Here is an 18,940-nt window from a genome sequence, read left to right as displayed (position 1 = left end):
CTATATACTGAACGAAGAGGCAAAATTATAAAATTTTACCTCTATAAAAGTAAAAGTCCTACCAATTGGGTACAGGTAGGACTTTTCTGAATTTAAATAAAAAGCCAACTCCTTTTCCATAACTGGCTTACGGGTATTATTAGGTAAGTTTACCAATTAATCATATTTAGGTTTGTTCTTCTTTTCTTGCTTTTCGGCGCGCTTTTCTTTGTCCGTTTTAGTAGGTTTTTTCTTTTGTTCCTTTTTGGCGTCTTGTGCTTTTCCCATGATTATAAAGTTTAAAATTTATAAGACTACTTTTTTATTCTTTAACTTTTATTGCATTTAAAAGTTACCTTAAAACCGGAGCAAGTCAGTATCGGGTGGCGTATACCCTAATTGCCGGCTCATAGAAACTATTTGCCCTTTGTGGTGGCACTCGTGCGTAATTACATGCGTAAAAAGCGCAAGCGGAGTTACTTGCATGTTTATTTTTCGCCAAGGTATTTCACCGGTAATTGGTTCTGACCATTTCTCCTCAAAATGTTGCAAAAACTGTTCGGTTAAACTATTTACTTCCTGAAAAACCCGGCGTACTTCGTTCAGGTTTGCTACAAAAAGTGGTTTAATAAAAGGGAATTCCTGCTGTTGAGCAAAATTACCTAACCAAAACTGATAGGTGTTAGCTGTATGCACCCATAAACTTCGAATACTGTTACCACCAAACATTGGCAAATCCTCGGTAAAGTGCGCTAAAGTAAACGTATCGCCGTAGCTAAACAACGCGGCACGGGCACTTTGCATTAATTTATACTGCTGCTTTAAAAGGTCCATTTTTGGGGAAAATTCAGAGGCAGAATAATTAAAGTTTGTACTTACCAGTGTTTTAGTTGAACATATTTCTTAACGCTAAGTTACAAATCTTTAGTATAAATAAAACAGAACTCGGGATAAAGCACTAAACTTAATAAAGTTGAAGATTGCGTAAGGATAGTTAAATTATTTGCAGGATAGTTTTTATCTTCGCCTTCTACCCTATTTTTATAACAGCTAATATGAAATATTTATTTTTCTTTTGTTTCGCCAGCATTTTAAGTTTAACAACTTTAACTACAAATGCTCAAACCAAGGCAACTAAGGCACAACCGCTTACCTGGCTCAACCACGTGGCCCTGCACGTAAAAGACCTGCAAACTACCACTACTTTCTACGAAAACTTTTTGCAGTTAAAAAAAATACCCGAGCCGTTTAAAGATGGCTTGCACACCTGGTTTAGCGTGGGCGAAAAGTCGCATTTGCATTTAATACAGGGTAAGCCGCACGAAACCCTTTACGATAAAAGTGAGCATTTGTGCTTTAGCGTTGCCTCGGTCGAAGATTTTATTAGCCGCCTTAAAAAAGAAAACATTAAGTTTGAGAGTTGGACCGGAGCACCGCAAGAATACACTTTACGTACCGATGGCGTAAAACAAGTTTATTTTCAGGACCCGGATGGCCATTGGATTGAAGTAAACGATGCCAAAGAATAAAATTCATTTATAGAACCAATCTTATTGGCAGTTTCTACCGGTAAAAGTTACTTTTTTTAAACAGGTGACTTCTCCCGGCAGAAACTGTCAAAATTATTTACTTTTTTCAAGCTAGACAGGAGAAGAAACACGCTTAATCTGGCTGGTTCACGTTTTACTTGCGATCACTGTGGCCCAATGGCTTATCGGGAGCAATTATATCCCGAATAAGTTGTTTTAATTCCTTTGCTTCCGGAAACCGCCCGGCTTCTTTCCTAGAAAAGATTAATTCTCCATTTAAACGGATATCTAATACTCCACCCGTTCCAGGTATTAAAGCAACTTCACCCATTTCTAACTCAAAGGTAGTTAATACTTCTTGCGCCAGCCAGGCGGCCCGTAAAAGCCAACGGCATTGCGTACAATAGTTAATTTCCAGACGAGGGGTTGGCATATTATAATTCGTAAGCTTTTTAATTAGAACTTTATACGTTATGGTGCTTTTAAAGAGTGTAAAATTTTAGTGGTTGATAATTTTGATAATTCTAGTAACTGGCAAAAATTAATTCAATATATCAGGTGTCGAGATTACTGTAATATACCATTGATATTCACATGCTTGATTACACCAAAGTCTAACATCTAATATCCGGATACTTGTGTCTTATAATTGAAACATAACTCAAGCACACAGGTTATTTTCAAACACGGTATATTTGCCATTATAAATTTTGAATTATAACTACTTACTAAATAAAGTAAATATGGAATCATTAAAAGGCAAAGTTGCCCTGGTTACCGGAGCCGGAAAAGGTATTGGCCGGGCAATAGCTATTGCTTTAGCAAAAGAAGGTGTACACGTGGGCTTACTGGCTCGTACTTCCAGCCAACTACAAGATACAGCCAATGCTATTCAAGGTCTTGGGGTTAAAACTTCGGTAGTAACCGCCGATATAGCGGATATAAATGCTGTAAATGCGGCGGCCGTTCAAATTAAAAAAGTACTGGGCCCCGTTGATATTTTAATTAATAATGCTGGTACGGGTACTTTTGGTAAATTTCTGGAATTGGAACCAGCCGAGTGGGGAAAAATTATTCAGGTTAACTTAATGGGGGTATATTATATGACTCGCGCCGTTTTACCGGATATGATAGAACGCCAAACCGGCGATATTATTAATATTTCTTCTACGGCGGGTCAGCGGGGCGCGGCCGTTACCAGTGCTTACAGTGCTTCTAAGTTTGCCGTAATGGGTTTAACCGAATCGTTAATGCAGGAAGTGCGCAAACACAATATTCGGGTAAGCGCTTTAACGCCCAGCACTGTAGCCACTGACCTGGCCATTGCCAACAAACTTACCGATGGCAATCCGGAAAAAGTAATGCAGCCCGAAGATTTAGCTGAATTAATAATTGCCCAGCTTAAATTAAACCGCCGGGTATTTATTAAAGAAGCCGGCATGTGGTCAACTAATCCTTAAGCAAAATAAAAGCGGCTCAGAGAATTTTCTGAGCCGCTTTTATTTTTATACAATTAATTATTTTTTATCCGCTACTGGTAACCGGTCGCCCATTTGCCGTTCTACCATCCAACCTGGATATCTTTTCTCCGGCTGACTTACAGTATTTAACTCTTCCAGAATGGCTGCTGATAAATCAAAAGTTGTAGAGTGAATATTAGACGTAAGTTGTTCCGGTGTTTTGGCCCCAATAATAGTACTGGTAATACCTTTTTGTTGCCGCACCCAGGCTAATGCTACTTCGGCTGCCGATACATTATAATTTTCACTTAGTCGTATTAATACATCAATAATATCGTAAGCTTTTTCTTTATCTATCACCGGAAAATCAAAGCTATCGCGCCGCGATTGGCCACCGGTATTGGTTTGATTACGAGTAAACTTACCCGATAAGAAGCCTCCGGCCAACGGACTCCAGGGCATAAATCCTAAATGCTGATCCAGGGCTAAAGGCAATAATTCTTGCTCCACATCGCGGTTAGCTACGGCATAAAAATATTGCATTGCTACAAACTCGTGCCAGCCGTGCTGCTTGGCAATACTCAATGCTTTCATTACCATCCAGGCTGGCCAATTACACACCCCAATGTAACGCACTTTGCCGCTGGTTACTAAATCGTGCAAGCTATGTACTACCTGCTCTACCGAGGTTGCCGCATCTACGCCGTGCACATAAAGTAAATCTACATGGTCCATCTGTAGCCGCTGCAAACTTTCTTCTACCGATTGAAAAATGTGATAACGCGATAAGCCTACTTGATTTACGCCGGCACTCATGCGGCCACGAACTTTAGTAGCAATAAATAATTCATTACGGGAAAGTCCGGCTTGTTTGAGCCCTTGCCCCAGTATTTGCTCTGATTGTCCGTACGAATACACGTTGGCCGTATCAATAAAGTTAATACCCGCATCTACCGCCGTTTTAAGCAAGGCGTTCGCTTCGTCCTGGGTTTGCCTCCCGATGGCTTCCCAATAACCCTGTCCACCAAATGTCATCGTACCAAAGCAAAGTTCCGAAACCAACACTCCGGTATTACCTAATAAATTGTATTTCATAGCTTATAGGTTTTTAAGTAGATTAAAACAAATATGGAACATACGTGGGTAGCAAGGCAAATTTTTACCTATTTACTTTTTATAAATATTTGTTTAGCAAAATAGGATAAATCCATATAAAAACTACCTGTTTTTATATGGATTTACTAAAATAGTAAGCTTTTTCGACAGTAAATGTTTTCATACAAGGCTTAATTCAAGTTTAATAAAAAAGCCGGCGGAAGAATCCGGCCGGCTTGGAACAAAAACAAAGAAAAAATTAAAACTACGAAGCTTCTATCTCAGCCAAAGCAGGATAATCTACGTATCCTTTCGCTCCGCCCGTATAAAAAGTATTTTTATCTGGAGCAGATAACTCGGCTTTTTGCGCAAAACGCTCGGGCAAATCAGGATTAGAAATAAATGGTACGCCAAAAGACACTAGGTCTGCTAAACCTTCCGTAATTATTTGGTTGCCTGTTTCCTGGCTAAATCCTTTGTTAATAATTAAAGTGCCAGTATATAACGGACGGAAGTGTTTAGCCACTTCGGCTACTGCATGGGGTACATTATCTACGGGCACAAAAGGCTCTGATAAATGTAGGTAAGCCAGATTATACTCGTTTAAACGTTTTACAATGTACTCGAAAGTTGGAATGGTTTCCTCATCTACGGTAATTCCGCTTAAACCATGTAACGAAGGATTTAGTCGTACACCCACGAGGTTGAGATCAATTACTTCTTTTAAAGCATCTAAGATTTCGAACAGAAAACGAGCGCGATTTTCGATAGAACCTCCGTATTGTTCGGTACGCTGGTTAGATACTTTATTAAAAAACTGCTGAATTAAATATCCGTTGCTGGCGTGTAGTTCTACCCCATCAAAACCAGCTTTTAAAGCATTAGCGGCCGCCTTTTTAAAGTCCTGCACAATAGCTTGAACTTCGTGCGTTTCCAGGGCGCGCGGGGTAACGGTATCTTTAAAACCTAGAGGAGTAAACGACTTATCGTTCGGGTTAATGGCCGAAGGAGCTACGGGCAATTCGCCGTTATGAAAATCCGGATGTGAGATACGACCTACGTGCCATAACTGGGCAAATATCTTCCCATCTTTTGCGTGTACGGCTTCGGTTACCTGCTGCCAGCCTTTTACCTGAGCTTCGGAATAAATACCCGGCGTATTTATATAACCCACCCCTTGCGGACTAACCTGAGTTCCTTCGGAAATAATTAAACCTGCAGAAGCACGTTGAGCATAATACTGAGCGGCTAAGGCTGTGGCTGCGTTTTCGGGGTTATCGGCCCTACTGCGAGTCATGGGAGCCATTACTACCCGGTTTTTTAAAGTTAGAGAACCTAACTGATATGAAGTTAAAAGCGGTTGTTTTTCCATTTTAATTTTATTCTAATTATCAATTACTACATTATTTGTATATACAACTGTTAAAGCAAAATTTTTTTATTCCCTGACTTTATCTAATAATTGACCCAAGATAGAAGCTTCTTCTGGGGTAATTGCCGGAAATAATTCTTCAAAAGGAGGTACCTTTTCTTCAATTTGTTTGAGTAATGCTAATCCTGTCTCGGTAATGGTAATATCTATTTTCCGACGGTTTGCCGTACACTGACAACGCTCCGCCAAACCTTTTTCCAGTAATTTATCTACTAAACGGGTAGCATTACTCATCCGGTCCAGCATTCGTTCTTGAATATCGCCCAATGAACAAGGATTAGGATGTTGCCCACGCAGAATACTTAAAACGTTGTGCTGCTGCGGCGAGACTCCAAAGGAACGCATCATGCATAGTAAACGCTTTTGCAGGAAATTTCCCGTAAACATGATGTTTACCATCATCCGGTGATGCGGCGACTTAAAACTTTTTTGTTTAATTTCCTCCTCGAGTTTCACAATTAGCCTTATTCTTAATTTCGTGTCAAAAGTATTAATGATATTTGTATATACAATAGTTGTATTTACATTGTTTCAAATTTAGTTAGATTTCTTTGTTAGAAGTGTTAAATTAAAATACTGATTTCCTTTTAGGCAAGCATTTTTAATTTTATCCCCATTTAGATTGCAGGAACCCTCGGGTACGTTTAGGTTTTAATCAGGAATTAATTGCTAACAGTATTGTTTTTAAAAGAAAGATAAAAGCTTTTGCTAGTAAAATTTTGCATGACAACATTCGCCGATAAAGTAATTCAATTTAACGCTACATTAGATTTTACAGATCCACTACCGCTTGGTATTCGTATTCTAAACCCATTTAAAGAAGATCAGAATATTATGCCGATAGTGTCGTCGTTTTATCATAAGTTTTATAACGATAGGCATGCGCGGCACATGATTTTAGGCATAAACCCCGGCAGGTTTGGCGGTGGTGTTACAGGCGTTCCGTTTACGGATTCGAAAAGGTTAAAACTCGAATGCGGTATTCCTTACTTTGGCAAAGAAACGCACGAGCCCTCATCGGTTTTTGTTTACGACGTTATTCAGGCTTATGGTGGACCAACTGCCTTTTATCAAAAATTTTATATTAATTCTATTTGCCCGCTTGGCTTTACGGCGCCAGGTAAAAATGGTACTGAAGTAAATTATAATTATTACGATAATCCAGAACTTACCGAGGCCGTTTACGAGTTTATTGTACAGAATATTCAAAAGCAAATAGATTTGGGTATAAATACCGATATATGCTTTTGCTTTGGTACCGGTAAAAACGAGAAATTTCTTCGGCAGTTAAATCAGAAATATCATTTTTTTGAAACAATAATGCCGCTCGAACATCCCCGATTTGTGATGCAATACAAAGCAAAATACAAACAATTTTACATTGAAAAATATTTATCCGCTTTTCGTCAGGCAGGTTAAATCAAAATTGCTTAATTGTTTAAAGTAAATTTTGTACTATAAGTATAAGGTAAATAAGGGCCAACTACAATAGTTTATGACTGGATAACCTAAATACAATTAAATTTTACTAATACTAAAAAAGGCCTGTAATTGATTACAGGCCTTTTTTAGTATTAGTAAAATTTAATTGTAACAATCCGCTATTCACATACATTAAATTTTAAACATTTCTGAGCCATTCTTTTGCAACAGGCAGGGAGTAAAAAACATTAATTCGGTTTTTAATAGATAAACTCGTAGCTTCTAGGGTTTGCTCCATAGAGTACTGGCTGTAAGGATTAGGTGATTGCACCCAGGCCAAATACTGCAAACCAGCTTCAATTAATTGCGGCAATGATTCTTCGGCTGCATACGAACAAGCATCTAACCAAGGACCTTGCACCTGCTGATTGTTATTTAAAATTTTAGTGCATTGCTTTTCTTTGAGAAACTGCAAAACTTTCTGGCCGTTCTGCTGAACAGTATGCAAGTTCAAAGAGCCTGTCCATTCTGTATAAAGCCACTGTTCATCAGGCTCATACCAAATTTTAATAGAATCGGAACTGTACAATAATTCCTGAGATATAGCAGCGGTACTACCACGAATAGTATCTAATAAAACAACCATAAGTATAGATTTAGAGCGTAGATATTTTAGTAAGGTATTGGATAAAATTTAAAAAGTCAATTCATTACTATTAAATGAAATTTTTTAACTTAAATACAGTATATACTATATAAAATTAATTTAAACCAATATCCATTAATTGTAGATTTAGTGTATTTACTATGTTTTTAAATATATAGTTCTATTTTGACACTAAAATACGTTCATTTTCTTTATAAAATCTAAATAATCAACATCATAATGCAATAACTATAAAATTCATTGTATTTAAAATTAAAGAGAGGTTAAAGTTAGTAAGAGCATTTACTTTTATTATGCCTTATGCTGGCTCTATTACTAAAAAGCTAAAGCTTTAATAATGTTACAGGAACAGCAGGTATGTAGCTGAGAAACTAGCGTAAGAGATGTACTATTTTCCTGCAATTTTCTATTCTACCAATATAAATAAAAATTTATAACCAATAGTAAGAAGTAGTTGCTAAAGCAGACTTTGATGTTGTTCTTTGGAGACTTGAAAAAGGCTTCAAAAAAACGCTTACTAGCAAGCAAAATCCAAGATAACTTTTTGATACAATTTAGTATAACTTAAAGCATTAGGCATAACCTTGCCGGTGAATATTTAAATAAACTTAAATATTCACCGGCAAGGTTATGCAATGGTGGGAATTTTTATTTAAATATTATTGCTGTAGCAATACTTTTTGCTGGAAACTTTTTGTAGACGTAGCTACCCGCACAAAATAAATACCGGCTTTTAAAGGTTGGGAAGGCTGCCAAGTGAACCTATTGTGCTTTGCTGCTTGTAGTTCGCCGCGGTAGAGGGTTTTTACTACTTGTCCCTGACCGTTATAAATTTGCACGTGCACTGTTTGAGTTTTTGCTAAAGTAAAGCTCAAAGTCATTTTATCCGCAAATGGGTTAGGGTAAGCTGTTAAATTAATTAATTGATTATTAGCTTCTAGTGGAGTAGCCAACCGGGTAGCAGCAGTAACCTGGTTGTTTGCTACCGCTAAGGAACCCGCAACAGAAGTATCTTCTATTTTAATCAGCCAATAATCGCTACCACCGAGGTTATTTTGGGTCCGGTCGCCTGTTAAGCCCGATTCTGAACGTCCGCCTAATACATAGCTACCATCTGCGGCAATAAGTACATTGCGTAGTTCTTCAGCTCCGCGCCCACCAAGTCGACGATCCCATTGCTTACTACCATTACTTGCTAATTTCACTATCCAGTAATCGGCACCTCCTTGACTATCCTGGCTTTTATCGCCACTCACGCCCGAAGCAGATTTACCGGCTAATAAGAACCCGCCATCCGCGGTACGAATAATAGAGCGTAATTCATCGTCGTTGCTCCCGCCAAAGCGCTTATCCCAAATTTTAGCACCGCTGCTGCTTATTTTAAGCATCCAGAAATCTTTTGCGCCCTGACTAGCCTGGCTTTTATCGCCTTCCTTACCCGAAGAACTGCAACCAGCTACAAAAAACTCCCCGGTAGATAAACGCCCCATCGAGAAAAGATGATCGTCGCGGCTACCACCGAACCGCTGATCCCAAAGCTGATTACCATTAGCATCGGTGCGCACCAGCCAGAAGTCCTCACCACCTTGGCTTGATTGGCTCTTATTACCGGTTTGCCCCGAAGTGGATGCTCCTCCTAGTAAGAAGCCACCATCATTAGTGAGAAGGAAGTTCTCCAGATTATCGGCTAAATTACCGCCGTAGCGTTTGTCCCAAATTTTAGTACCATCATTGTTCAGCTTTACTAACCAATAATCGCGTCCGCCCTGGCTACCCTGGCTCTTATCGCCGCCGGCCGGCGAATCGCTGGTACCAGCTAACATATAATCTCCAGATGGTAATTGAGCTACCTTGCGTAGCTCATCGTAGCCGCTGCCACCGAAACGTTTATCCCATTGTTTTACCCCATCGCTCGCAATTTTCACAATCCAGTAATCGCGATCGCCCCGGCTGGCCTGGCTCTTGTCGCCGCCTATGCCCGACAAAGAACTACCCGCCAGTAAAAATCCGCCATCATGTGTTTGAATCAACCGATTTAAATAATCGTGACCATTGCCGCCAAAGCGCTTATCCCAAACTTTTTTACCATTAGCATCGGTTTTCACTATCCAGTAATCGTTAGCACCACGGCTATCCTGCGTTTTATCACCAGTTTGCCCCGAAGCAGAATATCCACCTAATAAGTAGCCACCATCCGTAGTTTTAATTACTTCCGAAAAACTTTCGGTTTCAGAACCACCATAAGCTACATCCCAACCCGATTGGGCTACCGGCTGACCAATGGTAATGGTATAATCTTCAGTTTCACCAAATTCGAAAGCATCGCAGAACTGCTCCGCCTCAATTACGGTATTGTATTGTGCCCGCACGCGCATTCTTCGCGGACCCGGAGTTATTTTGGTTGGAATAGTGATTTTACCGGTATATGTTTCCCCTACAACTGCCGTAGGAGATTGATACACGAACTCTCCGGCATCGCTAAAGTTATTATTGTTGTTATAATCAATCCAAACTCCAAAACCTTCCGGATAGTCTGCCCCTGATTTTAAACTGAGCGTATAGCTTTGGCCAGGATTTACGGTGGTGGTGAGGGAACCTGTGGCAGGGTAAATAATATAGCCATTGGATTGCCCGTTACAACCCGAGCTACTGTTAGTTAAGGTGTTAAATTTAAAACTATCAATGTAATCGCCATCGCGGCAGCCTTTGGTAACTAGCGGCGTACAATAGCTGGATAGCAAGTTACCCGAAATACTGTATTCTCCCATAGAGCCGTAATCGGAATTAGCCCCTAATTTACCTCTAACGCCTGTTACGTAGAGGTAATACGTACCCGGTGTTAAAGTAGGCGTTAAAGAGGCGGACATGTTATCAGATTCGGCAGAAGCAACCGTAGTACCCGCGCTATTTTTTAAAGTTGATAAAATATCTAAATTAGGATAATCCGGAGAAGGATTAACATTAAGCGTAATGGCACCGCTGCCAACTGTAAAAGAAAAAACATCTATATCTGCTTGGGTAGTAATAATACCTTTGTTATTGGCAGCTAGTATAACTCCGGAGCTATTGGCTACTAACGGGCGGGCGTTGGTACTATTATTACTATAATCATCGGGACGGAAACCGATGCCGTTATCTTTAGAAGTAATTATAGTAAGATCATTTTCTGTGTTACTAGCTTTTGAGTACTCGCCTCTACTCCATTGCACCTGCTCTACGTAATAACCTACCCCCATAATAGGAGCCCATGATCCCTGGCCGGCATAATATTCTTCTAACGGCGAAGTGCGGCCATCGTGGCTCAACCCTAAGGTGTGTCCCGCTTCATGCGAACCAGCTTCGCCGGCACCTTTTATTCCGCTATTAAATACCCAGCAAGGCGTATCATTGCCCCAGGTATATGAACCTACGTAAGCTATTCCTCCGTAACCGGGACCAGCATCATCGGTAGGCGTAAAAATTACCCGCATCCGGCGGTTGGCAGGAGCATTTCGGTAAGCAGTTAAGCTGGTAGTAATATTTACGGCAAAAGGCCGAAAATCTTCGCTTATTAATTTCCAAACATCTACAATTTCGGATTCAGATAAATCAGCGGGTTTGGCATCAATTACGTTACCTGCATTCCAGTAAAGGCTTTTTACTTTTTCACCATCAAAATCGAGATATATTACGGCCTTAGCGCCCGGTAAACTTTGCAGATCAGGAACGGCACCTACTAGATTGGTAGTAGAACTTATGGCTGGAGCGGCTTTACTCTTGGCGGGTTCATACTCCAAACAAAGAACTTTATCAATGTTTACTTCTTTCAGATATACCTGGTTTGATACGGAAGCGTATTCATAGGCTTTTTTCTGATCTTTTAAGATAACATAACCCGATAACTTAGCGCCTTCGGCTTTCAGGAAGAAGTAATTGTTTTTGCCATTATTTACCGGGCCGGAAAATACTTCGTGGGCACCTTCTTTTTTATTATTCTTAACAGTAAGCACCAAAGGCGCTTGTCCTGGAATAATATAACTAATTTTATTTGTATTGCTTGTACTTGTTGCAGCGTTTGTTTTCGTTAGGTTTGCTTTATAAGCGGCTACAACATTCGGAACTTTGCCTAAATAAATGGAGCTTTTGTTTTGAGCCTGGAGGGAAATAGTACCCCATAAACAGAATACTACCAGGAATAAAGGCTTGTAAAAAGTCGTCATAAAGTTTTAAAGCAATTAATTTTAATATAAAAAAACATAAATATAATATATAAAAGAAATCTACCCTTAAAAAGTAGCAGAAAGCCCTCTACAACAAACAATTAAAAAGTTATGAGGTAAGTGGTAGTTAAGGTCTAACAGATGTTCTTAATAAATTGCCTTAAACTAACAGCAACTGAGCAACGCAAACATTTAGAATTACTTAAATAGTAACGTTAACTACAGATAAACTACCACATTAAGTAAGAAGAGCGAAAGCTATTCCACTGAAATAACTTCTCAAGTACTTTGATAAGCAGAATATTTGCTTTATTCAAATATACACCTTACAACCAGCATCCGCAATACCAATTTTCAATTACCAATTACCAATTACCATTTACCATTTACCAAATACCTGTTATTATTTACCATTCATCAAAGTAATTTCGCAAGAATTACATGTTGGTAAATGGTAAATGGTAATTGATACTCTTATACTTTCACACGTTTGCCGGTTGCATACGCCGAAGGCAGTTCATTAAACTCTTGCTTGAAGTATTTAGTAAAGTATTTCGGGTTATTAAAACCTACTTCATAGGCTACCTCGGCTACTGTAAGCTGGCTTTCGGTTAATAATTGGGCTGCCCGTTTTAAGCGTACCGTCCGGATAAATTCCAGCGGCGCTTTCCCCGTTATAGCCAGCAACTTCTTGTATAAATAAACCCGGCTCATCCCTAATTCCCGGCTCAGCTCTTCTACCGAAAAATCAGGGTTGGCTATATTTTGTTCGGTAAAAGCAATGGCTTTCTGAATTAATTTTTCGTCGAGTGGCGTAATAACAATATCTTGTGGCTTTACCTCCATTTTATGCTGCAAAGCTGTACGGAACGCCACTTGTTGGGCAATTAAATATTTTATACGGGAAAGTAGTATTTCGAAATTAAAAGGTTTAGTTATATAATCGCTGGCACCAGTTTCATAGCCTAGCAGCCGTTGCTCTTCGGTAGCGTTAGCCGTTAATAAAATAACCGGAATACCTGCCGTACGCGGATCTTTTTTCAATTTACGACTGAAGGTAATGCCGTCCATCTCGGGCATAAGAATATCGCTTACTATCAGGTCAGGAGCCAAAGTAACGGCTTGCTGCCAGCCTTGTTTCCCGTTAGCGGCTTCTACTACCTGGTAAAAAACACTCAGGTTATCTTTCAGGTAAAACCGAAAATCTTCGTTATCTTCTACTAATAAAATAACTGGCTTTTTGCCGAAGTTTTTAGTCCCATTCACCTTCACCTCAGAAATACCAGTAGTTAAAGTCTGTATTTCGCTGGTTACTACATTACCATTCACGGGGGTAAATACCTCTTGTACAACAGGCAGCATAATGGTAAAACAAGTACCTGCCCCGGGAGCACTTTGTATGGTAATTTCGCCTTGGTGTAATTTTACAAATTCTTTGGTAATAGCTAAGCCAATGCCGCTACCCTGGTTTACCATCGAGCCGGGTATATCACTCTGGAAGAACCGCTTAAACACATTTTCCTGATCTTCCGGCGGAATACCAATACCGGTATCTTTTACCTGAATAACCAGGTTCTTTCTATCCGGATCATTATTAAAATCGGCAACGCTTACCTCTACTGAAACTTTGCCTCCCTCCGGGGTAAATTTAAAGGCATTGGACAGCAAATTAAACAAGATCTTCTCCATTTTATCCTGGTCAATATTAGTTACCAGGTGTTCCATGCCGGTTTGAAAAGTAAACTGAATGTTCTTATTTTCGGAGATATCGGAAAAAGAAAAAGCAATTTCGCGGATAAAAGGAATAACATCTATTTGCGAAGGATGTAAAACAATTTCCTGCACCTCCATTTTTCGGAAGTCGAGTAGTTGATTTACCAGATTTAGTAAGCGGCGGGCATTGCGGTAAATTAATTTTAATTGCGTTATCTTGTTACCATCGGCCGTAGCTTCTTTTAGCATTTTCTCCAATGGCGAAAGAATCAGAGTTAACGGAGTTCGAAACTCGTGACTAATGTTAGTAAAGAAGCGAATTTTCAGAGTGTCTAATTCTTGCCGGCGCTGGGCTTCTTCTCGTTCCTGGACTAATTTATACTTCAGGCGTTCCTGCGTCTGCACTATCTTACGAGCTAACCATAAAGCAGCCAGAAACAATAAAATATAAAAAGCAAAAGCTAAATTAGTTTTCCAGAAAGGTGGTAAAATGGTTATCCGTAAGGCTGCTCCAGTAGCATTCCATAATCCGTCGTTATTTGAGGCTTTTACCCGGAAAATATAAGTACCCGGATCTAAATTGGTAAAGGTAGCTTTGCGTACCTGGTTATCTACACTAAGCCATTGGTCGTTAAACCCTTCCAGTTTATAGGCGTATTTATTTTTTTCGGGTTGCAAGAAATTTAGCGCTGCAAAAGCAATCGAAAACATGTTTTCGTGATGACGCAACGTAATTTCTTTTACCTCATTAATATTTTTAGTTAATAAAACCCGTCCGTTAAGCGAATCACCTGCTTCCACAAATTGATTAAAAATTTGAAAATCAGTTAACACCACCGGCGGAATTCGCTTGTTTACTTCCAGCTTACCAGGATGAAAAATATTAAAACCGTTACTGCCCCCAAATAATAAGTCGCCGGACCGGGTTTTTAAAAAGGCATTATTATTAAAAGCTTTTTCTTGTAACCCATCTGACACATCGTAATTTTTAAAATGAAGGGTGAAGCTAGTTGCCGCAGAGTTTTGCTTTACTGTTACATTTGAAATACCATTTTGAGTGGCTAGCCAAACAGTATGCTGATTATCTTCTACAATTCCCTGGATAGAATTATCGGGTAAGCCGTCTTCTTTACGGAAACTACGGAAAGCGTTCTTTTTCTTGTCAAAAATATTTAAACCTTCGTTGGTGCCCATCCAAATAAGTCCCCGGCTATCTTCCATAACCGTAATAATATTATTATTACTTAAACCTGTTGCGCTATGATTACTGTTTACGTAGTGAATAAACTCTCCCGTTTTACGGTCTAATTTATCTACTCCGTAAGCAGTACCAATCCATAAATTACCGGCCTTATCTTCTATTATCGACGAAATAAAATCAGAATGTACCGATTTAGGTTGCCCCATTCGATAATGCCGGAACGTTTCATTTTTTCGATCCAATAATTCCAGCCCTCCGCCTAAAGTACCAACCCATAAGTTATTCCGGGAATCTTCAAAAATTTCCCACACTCGGTCGTCTGAAATGCTGTTTGGATCTTTTGGATTGTGCTGGTAATGGGTAAAAGTTTTTCCATCAAATTTATCTAACCCACCGTAGTATGTTCCAATCCATAAATTCTGCTTTTTATCCAGGTATAAACCTACAATAACATTATTACTCAGACTGTTTGAATTTTTAGGATCGTGCTGAAATTGTTGAAAACGGTTATTTTTCCGGTCGAAATACAGTAAACCACCGCCGTTCGTACCCATATAAATATTACCGCGTGCATCTTCTACTAATCGGTTTATATCATTGTAAGGTAAGCTATTAGGGTTAGTGGCCTGGTAACGGTAAACCGGAAATTTAATATTATTAGGATGATAGTAGCTAAGGCCACTTTTGTAAGTACCTACCCAAATAATATTAGCCTTATTGCGGTACAGAGAATAAATACTATTCTGGCTGATACTACTTTCATCGTCGGAATTTTGTAAGAGGTACGCTATTGTGTTATTTTTTTTATCAATAATATTTACGCCGCCATGATCCGTTCCAACCCATATTTTACCATCTGAGTTCTGAATCACACTCCGCACTAAATCATTATTTAATTTAAATTTTTCGGAGTCGCGGTGGTAATGTTGAAATACTTTAGTTGTAGAGTTGAAACAAAATATACCAGCGGGTACATCTTCCTGGTAGATCCACAAATCATTGCTATTATCGGCAAATAGATGAAAACCTTGTCTGTTAGCTACTTGCTGCTGACCTAAATGTCGGTTTCGAAAAAGCACTTGCCAATTTTTTCCACTTCTTTTTTCCAGCGTTCCATCGCGGTATATTAGCCAGTAATCGTTGCTTTTATCCTGAACAAAATCGGACACGGAACCAGCATGCAAGCTCTCTGTTAAGTTTTGAGTTACTTTTGTTTGGGGAGAATATTTAAATAAGCCCTTTGTGGCATGAACAAACCAATAATCCCCGATTTTATCTTTTACTACCTTGGTAATACCAGAATCGGGCAAAGCGTACTTTTGCAGCCAACGCGTGGTACTCGGGAAAAAAGATTCAGTTAAGGGGTCGTAAATAGTTAATCCGCCGCGGGTTACCACCCACAATTTTTCTTCCGGCCCGGCATAAATAGCATTTATATAATTATCCCGCAGGGAAGTGGCATGCCGGACATCGTGCCGAAACGTTTTAAAAGCATTCCCATCGTAGCGGTTCAGCCCGGTCATAGTACCAAACCACATAAACCCTTGGTTATCTTCTAAAATACAGTTAATCTGATTATTAGATAAGCCTTTATCGTTATCGATCCGGATAAACTTATACTGGTCTGGCTGAGCAGACAGCCGGGAAATAGTAAAAAACAGAAAAACAAAAGCTAGAAAAATCCTAAAACTCATTATACATGTACGATACAGGTTCGAGTGGCGGTTTGTCTGGACCTGCTACTATTAACTCACTTACCAAACTATTATTAGCAAGTAAAGGTTAAACGTTATTAGCCCTTGGAAAGTGCGGGCACGGGCTATATCATTTTAGGATTTTATTAAATTTCAGGCACCTTCAAGAAAAAAGACGAGAAGCAACTACTGTAATTTTTCATATTCCTGGCGGGTAACTTTAAACACAGTACCGTGTCGCACGCCTGCCGGAAAAGTTATTTTATCTGAAATGTCGGTCCAGGTTTTTAAATCCGGAGAAGTAACAGCACCCATTTTGCCTTCGGTATATTTATCAAAATACACAATCCAGTTGTTGCCCAACTTTAAGGCAGTTGGACCCTCAGCCCAATATTTACCAGTTATGGGCGGTCCGGCGGCACTATAAGGTCCTGTCAGTTTTTTGCTCGTTGCTATCCGAAGGTTTTTTTGCGGGGGTTCGCGCGTTTCGTCTTTCAGGAACATTAAATACTCGTTGTGATTAGGGACAATAGTGGCATCAATCACGTTAAAGCCGGGCTCGTATAACAGTTTGGTGGGGCTAAATTTCTTAAAGTCGGAGGTCGTAGTATAATACATTCGGTGGTTGTAACCACTTTCCTCTTTCGATTGCGTTTCCGGATACAAACCAGTAATGGTAGTTGCCCAGTAGATTAGATATAATTTTTGTTTGGGATCGTACGTGATTTCAGGGGCCCAACTATTGCGGGCGCCTGCTTCGTGTTCCATTACCGGAATGTACTGCTGTTTTGACCAATGAATTAAATCCGGCGAATTGGCGTAACCAATTCCTTTCGCATTCCAGCTCACCGTCCAGACCATGTGAAACAGATTATCCGGACCTTTAATAATGCAGGGATCGCGCATAAGCTTATCTTTACTAACCTGGGGGTTTAGAAAAATACTATCGTTTTTTAAAGTAGACCAGTTTAAGCCATCGGTACTGGCGGAGAAGTGTAAACCATCGCCGTTTCCTTTAAAATAAGAAAAAAGTAAAACTTCATCTTTACTAAGTTCCTGAGCCTGAACAAAAAAGGGAATAGTAAAAAATAAAATAAAACTTAATAATTGTTTTTTTATCCGGGTTCTATAAATAGCAGCCATTTAACAAATTTAGGTAAACGGCGAAATATAAACCATTTATTAGATTTACTAACTAAGAGCTACTTAACTATTTTGCCTCAGCTACTACCAATGGATTAGCCTTTTTATTTACTTTATTCACCACCCACTCCCCTACTTGCAAACCTTGCAGACGGCCATTGTCAATAGCATCGCGGAAGTGAATACCGCCGTAAAAACGAGAAATACCTGCTTCATCGGCAGCTTGCTGAAAAGACTTAAATTCACGGGCAGGCAAACCAAACCGCACTTCTACGGTATCGTTATATTTAAAATTATCTCCTAAGTAATGCGTTAAAACTACTGCCGCAGCAGATGAAATAGTAGAGTGACCACTTAAGTATTCCGGAAATGGCGGAGTTTGCAAGAGGGGTTTCCACCGAGGATCAATGTATTTGCGAATAGCCGTTTCCGGGCGAATGCGATTGCTCCGAAATTTTTCATCCCAGCACGAAATAAAACCATCCATTAACGAAATAGCAACCAGGGTATTTATTTGCATGGCTTTGGCAAAAGGTACTTTGGCTTGCTGGCAGGCAATACCCGTAATACCCAGCCAATGCGCTCCCGGCGATATTTTTTTCATACCTACCAGCATGTGCCCATTATCTTGAAGCGCAAAAGGATTACAATCCCAGAAAGCCGCAATATCCTGGTGGTCTTTGGGTAATAGCACACCTTCCTGATAGCTTTCCTGCATTAATTTATAGAACTCAGAAGATTTCTCTTTAGAAAATGCTACCGGTGGCGCCGGCTTAAACTGACTGCAAGTATCTAAGGTAAACGACCGAACGGTATTAAAATAAGGCTCTACCGGTGCAAAATAGCCTGGCGGGGTAGGATACCAGGCACCCTCCTGGTTAGTTGGAGTATAGCGGGGATAATTGCTAATGCGGTTATATTTATCCGCTTTGGCGTAGGCAAGTACGTTTTTACTAATAGCTTGTGCATACGTTAGCGAAGCAGTTATTACTTCCTCCGAAATATTCTCCCGCCGGCAGGAATCTAAAAATCGCTGCTCATATTTTTCTACTAAAGTACCAGAAGGCTGCATTTTTTTTGCTGTTTCCATCATAGCCAGTAAGGCACTTAGCTGATAAGAATAACCCGAAATTTGCGGCTTTTCTATTTTAGGATATTTGTTTAAAATACCGTGCATGCTTTGACTGGAACTATCGTTCTGGGCTACTATTTCGTAACCGGCTAAGCAAGCATAAGAAAAAAAACGAGCCGCTAAAGGTGGATTCGTTACATCATGCACCATTATGTCCGTCATTTGGGCTAATACCTGACTAATTTGCCGACTGCTAAATTGAATTTCAGGTTGTTTCCGGGTACATCCCCAGAGTAGCGTTAGCACTAAAAGAAAACTTAAAATTTTCTTCATT

General features: G+C 39.7%; 13 protein-coding genes. 3 read left to right on the top strand and 10 right to left on the bottom strand.

The genetic code is table 11. The features are described from left to right. Positions 1 to 336 precede the first annotated feature (336 nt). On the bottom strand, positions 337 to 813 hold the full coding sequence (locus HUW48_RS01305) for a DinB family protein (RefSeq protein WP_182413957.1): 477 nt from the start codon (positions 811 to 813) through the stop codon (positions 337 to 339). 221 nt (positions 814 to 1,034) lie between these two features. Here HUW48_RS01305 and HUW48_RS01300 point away from each other — a divergent pair, with 221 nt between their 5' ends. Then, complete coding sequence (locus HUW48_RS01300; protein ID WP_182413956.1) at positions 1,035 to 1,508, top strand: VOC family protein; 474 nt, start codon at positions 1,035 to 1,037, stop codon at positions 1,506 to 1,508. Positions 1,509 to 1,662: 154 nt separating this feature from the next. On the opposite strand, the gene HUW48_RS01295 is transcribed toward HUW48_RS01300, so the two are convergent. Next, a complete protein-coding gene (locus HUW48_RS01295; protein WP_182413955.1) occupies positions 1,663 to 1,941 on the bottom strand; it encodes a SelT/SelW/SelH family protein in 279 nt (92 codons plus the stop codon). A gap of 310 nt (positions 1,942 to 2,251) precedes the next feature. On the opposite strand from HUW48_RS01295, the gene HUW48_RS01290 reads away from it, so the two are divergent. Further along, on the top strand, positions 2,252 to 2,968 hold the full coding sequence (locus tag HUW48_RS01290) for a 3-ketoacyl-ACP reductase (protein WP_182413954.1): 717 nt from the start codon (positions 2,252 to 2,254) through the stop codon (positions 2,966 to 2,968). A 57-nt stretch (positions 2,969 to 3,025) separates the two neighbouring features. On the opposite strand, the gene HUW48_RS01285 is transcribed toward HUW48_RS01290, so the two are convergent. The 3 genes from HUW48_RS01285 to HUW48_RS01275 all read right to left on the bottom strand — a co-directional run bounded on the left by HUW48_RS01285 (position 3,026) and on the right by HUW48_RS01275 (position 5,951). Beyond that, on the bottom strand, positions 3,026 to 4,063 hold the full coding sequence (locus HUW48_RS01285; protein WP_182413953.1) for an aldo/keto reductase: 1,038 nt from the start codon (positions 4,061 to 4,063) through the stop codon (positions 3,026 to 3,028). Positions 4,064 to 4,328: 265 nt separating this feature from the next. Further along, complete coding sequence (locus tag HUW48_RS01280; protein WP_182413952.1) at positions 4,329 to 5,435, bottom strand: alkene reductase; 1,107 nt, start codon at positions 5,433 to 5,435, stop codon at positions 4,329 to 4,331. A gap of 66 nt (positions 5,436 to 5,501) precedes the next feature. Next, positions 5,502 to 5,951, bottom strand: coding sequence for a MarR family winged helix-turn-helix transcriptional regulator (locus tag HUW48_RS01275; protein ID WP_246343639.1), 450 nt, complete (start codon positions 5,949 to 5,951; stop codon positions 5,502 to 5,504). Between the two features lie 267 nt (positions 5,952 to 6,218). Here HUW48_RS01275 and HUW48_RS01270 point away from each other — a divergent pair, with 267 nt between their 5' ends. Further along, a complete protein-coding gene (locus HUW48_RS01270; protein WP_182413951.1) occupies positions 6,219 to 6,914 on the top strand; it encodes a uracil-DNA glycosylase family protein in 696 nt (231 codons plus the stop codon). 202 nt (positions 6,915 to 7,116) lie between these two features. Here the strand turns inward: HUW48_RS01270 and HUW48_RS01265 are convergent, their stop codons facing one another. From HUW48_RS01265 to HUW48_RS01245, 5 genes are all read right to left on the bottom strand, one after another. Then, positions 7,117 to 7,563, bottom strand: a complete 447-nt coding sequence (locus HUW48_RS01265) for a hypothetical protein (RefSeq protein ID WP_182413950.1) — start codon at positions 7,561 to 7,563, stop codon at positions 7,117 to 7,119. 680 nt (positions 7,564 to 8,243) lie between these two features. Beyond that, on the bottom strand, positions 8,244 to 11,783 hold the full coding sequence (locus tag HUW48_RS01260) for a GEVED domain-containing protein (protein WP_182413949.1): 3,540 nt from the start codon (positions 11,781 to 11,783) through the stop codon (positions 8,244 to 8,246). Between the two features lie 474 nt (positions 11,784 to 12,257). Next, positions 12,258 to 16,391 carry a hybrid sensor histidine kinase/response regulator transcription factor gene (locus HUW48_RS01255; RefSeq protein WP_182413948.1) on the bottom strand — a complete coding sequence of 1,378 codons (4,134 nt, stop codon included), beginning with the start codon at positions 16,389 to 16,391 and terminating at the stop codon, positions 12,258 to 12,260. Between the two features lie 186 nt (positions 16,392 to 16,577). Beyond that, positions 16,578 to 17,534, bottom strand: coding sequence for a glycoside hydrolase family 43 protein (locus HUW48_RS01250; RefSeq protein ID WP_182413947.1), 957 nt, complete (start codon positions 17,532 to 17,534; stop codon positions 16,578 to 16,580). Positions 17,535 to 17,601: 67 nt separating this feature from the next. Further along, positions 17,602 to 18,939 carry a vanadium-dependent haloperoxidase gene (locus tag HUW48_RS01245; RefSeq protein WP_182413946.1) on the bottom strand — a complete coding sequence of 446 codons (1,338 nt, stop codon included), beginning with the start codon at positions 18,937 to 18,939 and terminating at the stop codon, positions 17,602 to 17,604. Between the last annotated feature and the right edge of the window lies 1 nt (position 18,940).

Origin of the sequence: Adhaeribacter radiodurans, from assembly GCF_014075995.1 — a bacterium.
In the GTDB taxonomy this organism is placed as follows: Bacteria; Bacteroidota; Bacteroidia; order Cytophagales; family Hymenobacteraceae; genus Adhaeribacter; species Adhaeribacter radiodurans.
The sequence above is the reverse complement of the archived record's forward strand: the minus strand, read 5'-3'. Positions and strand labels throughout refer to the sequence as shown.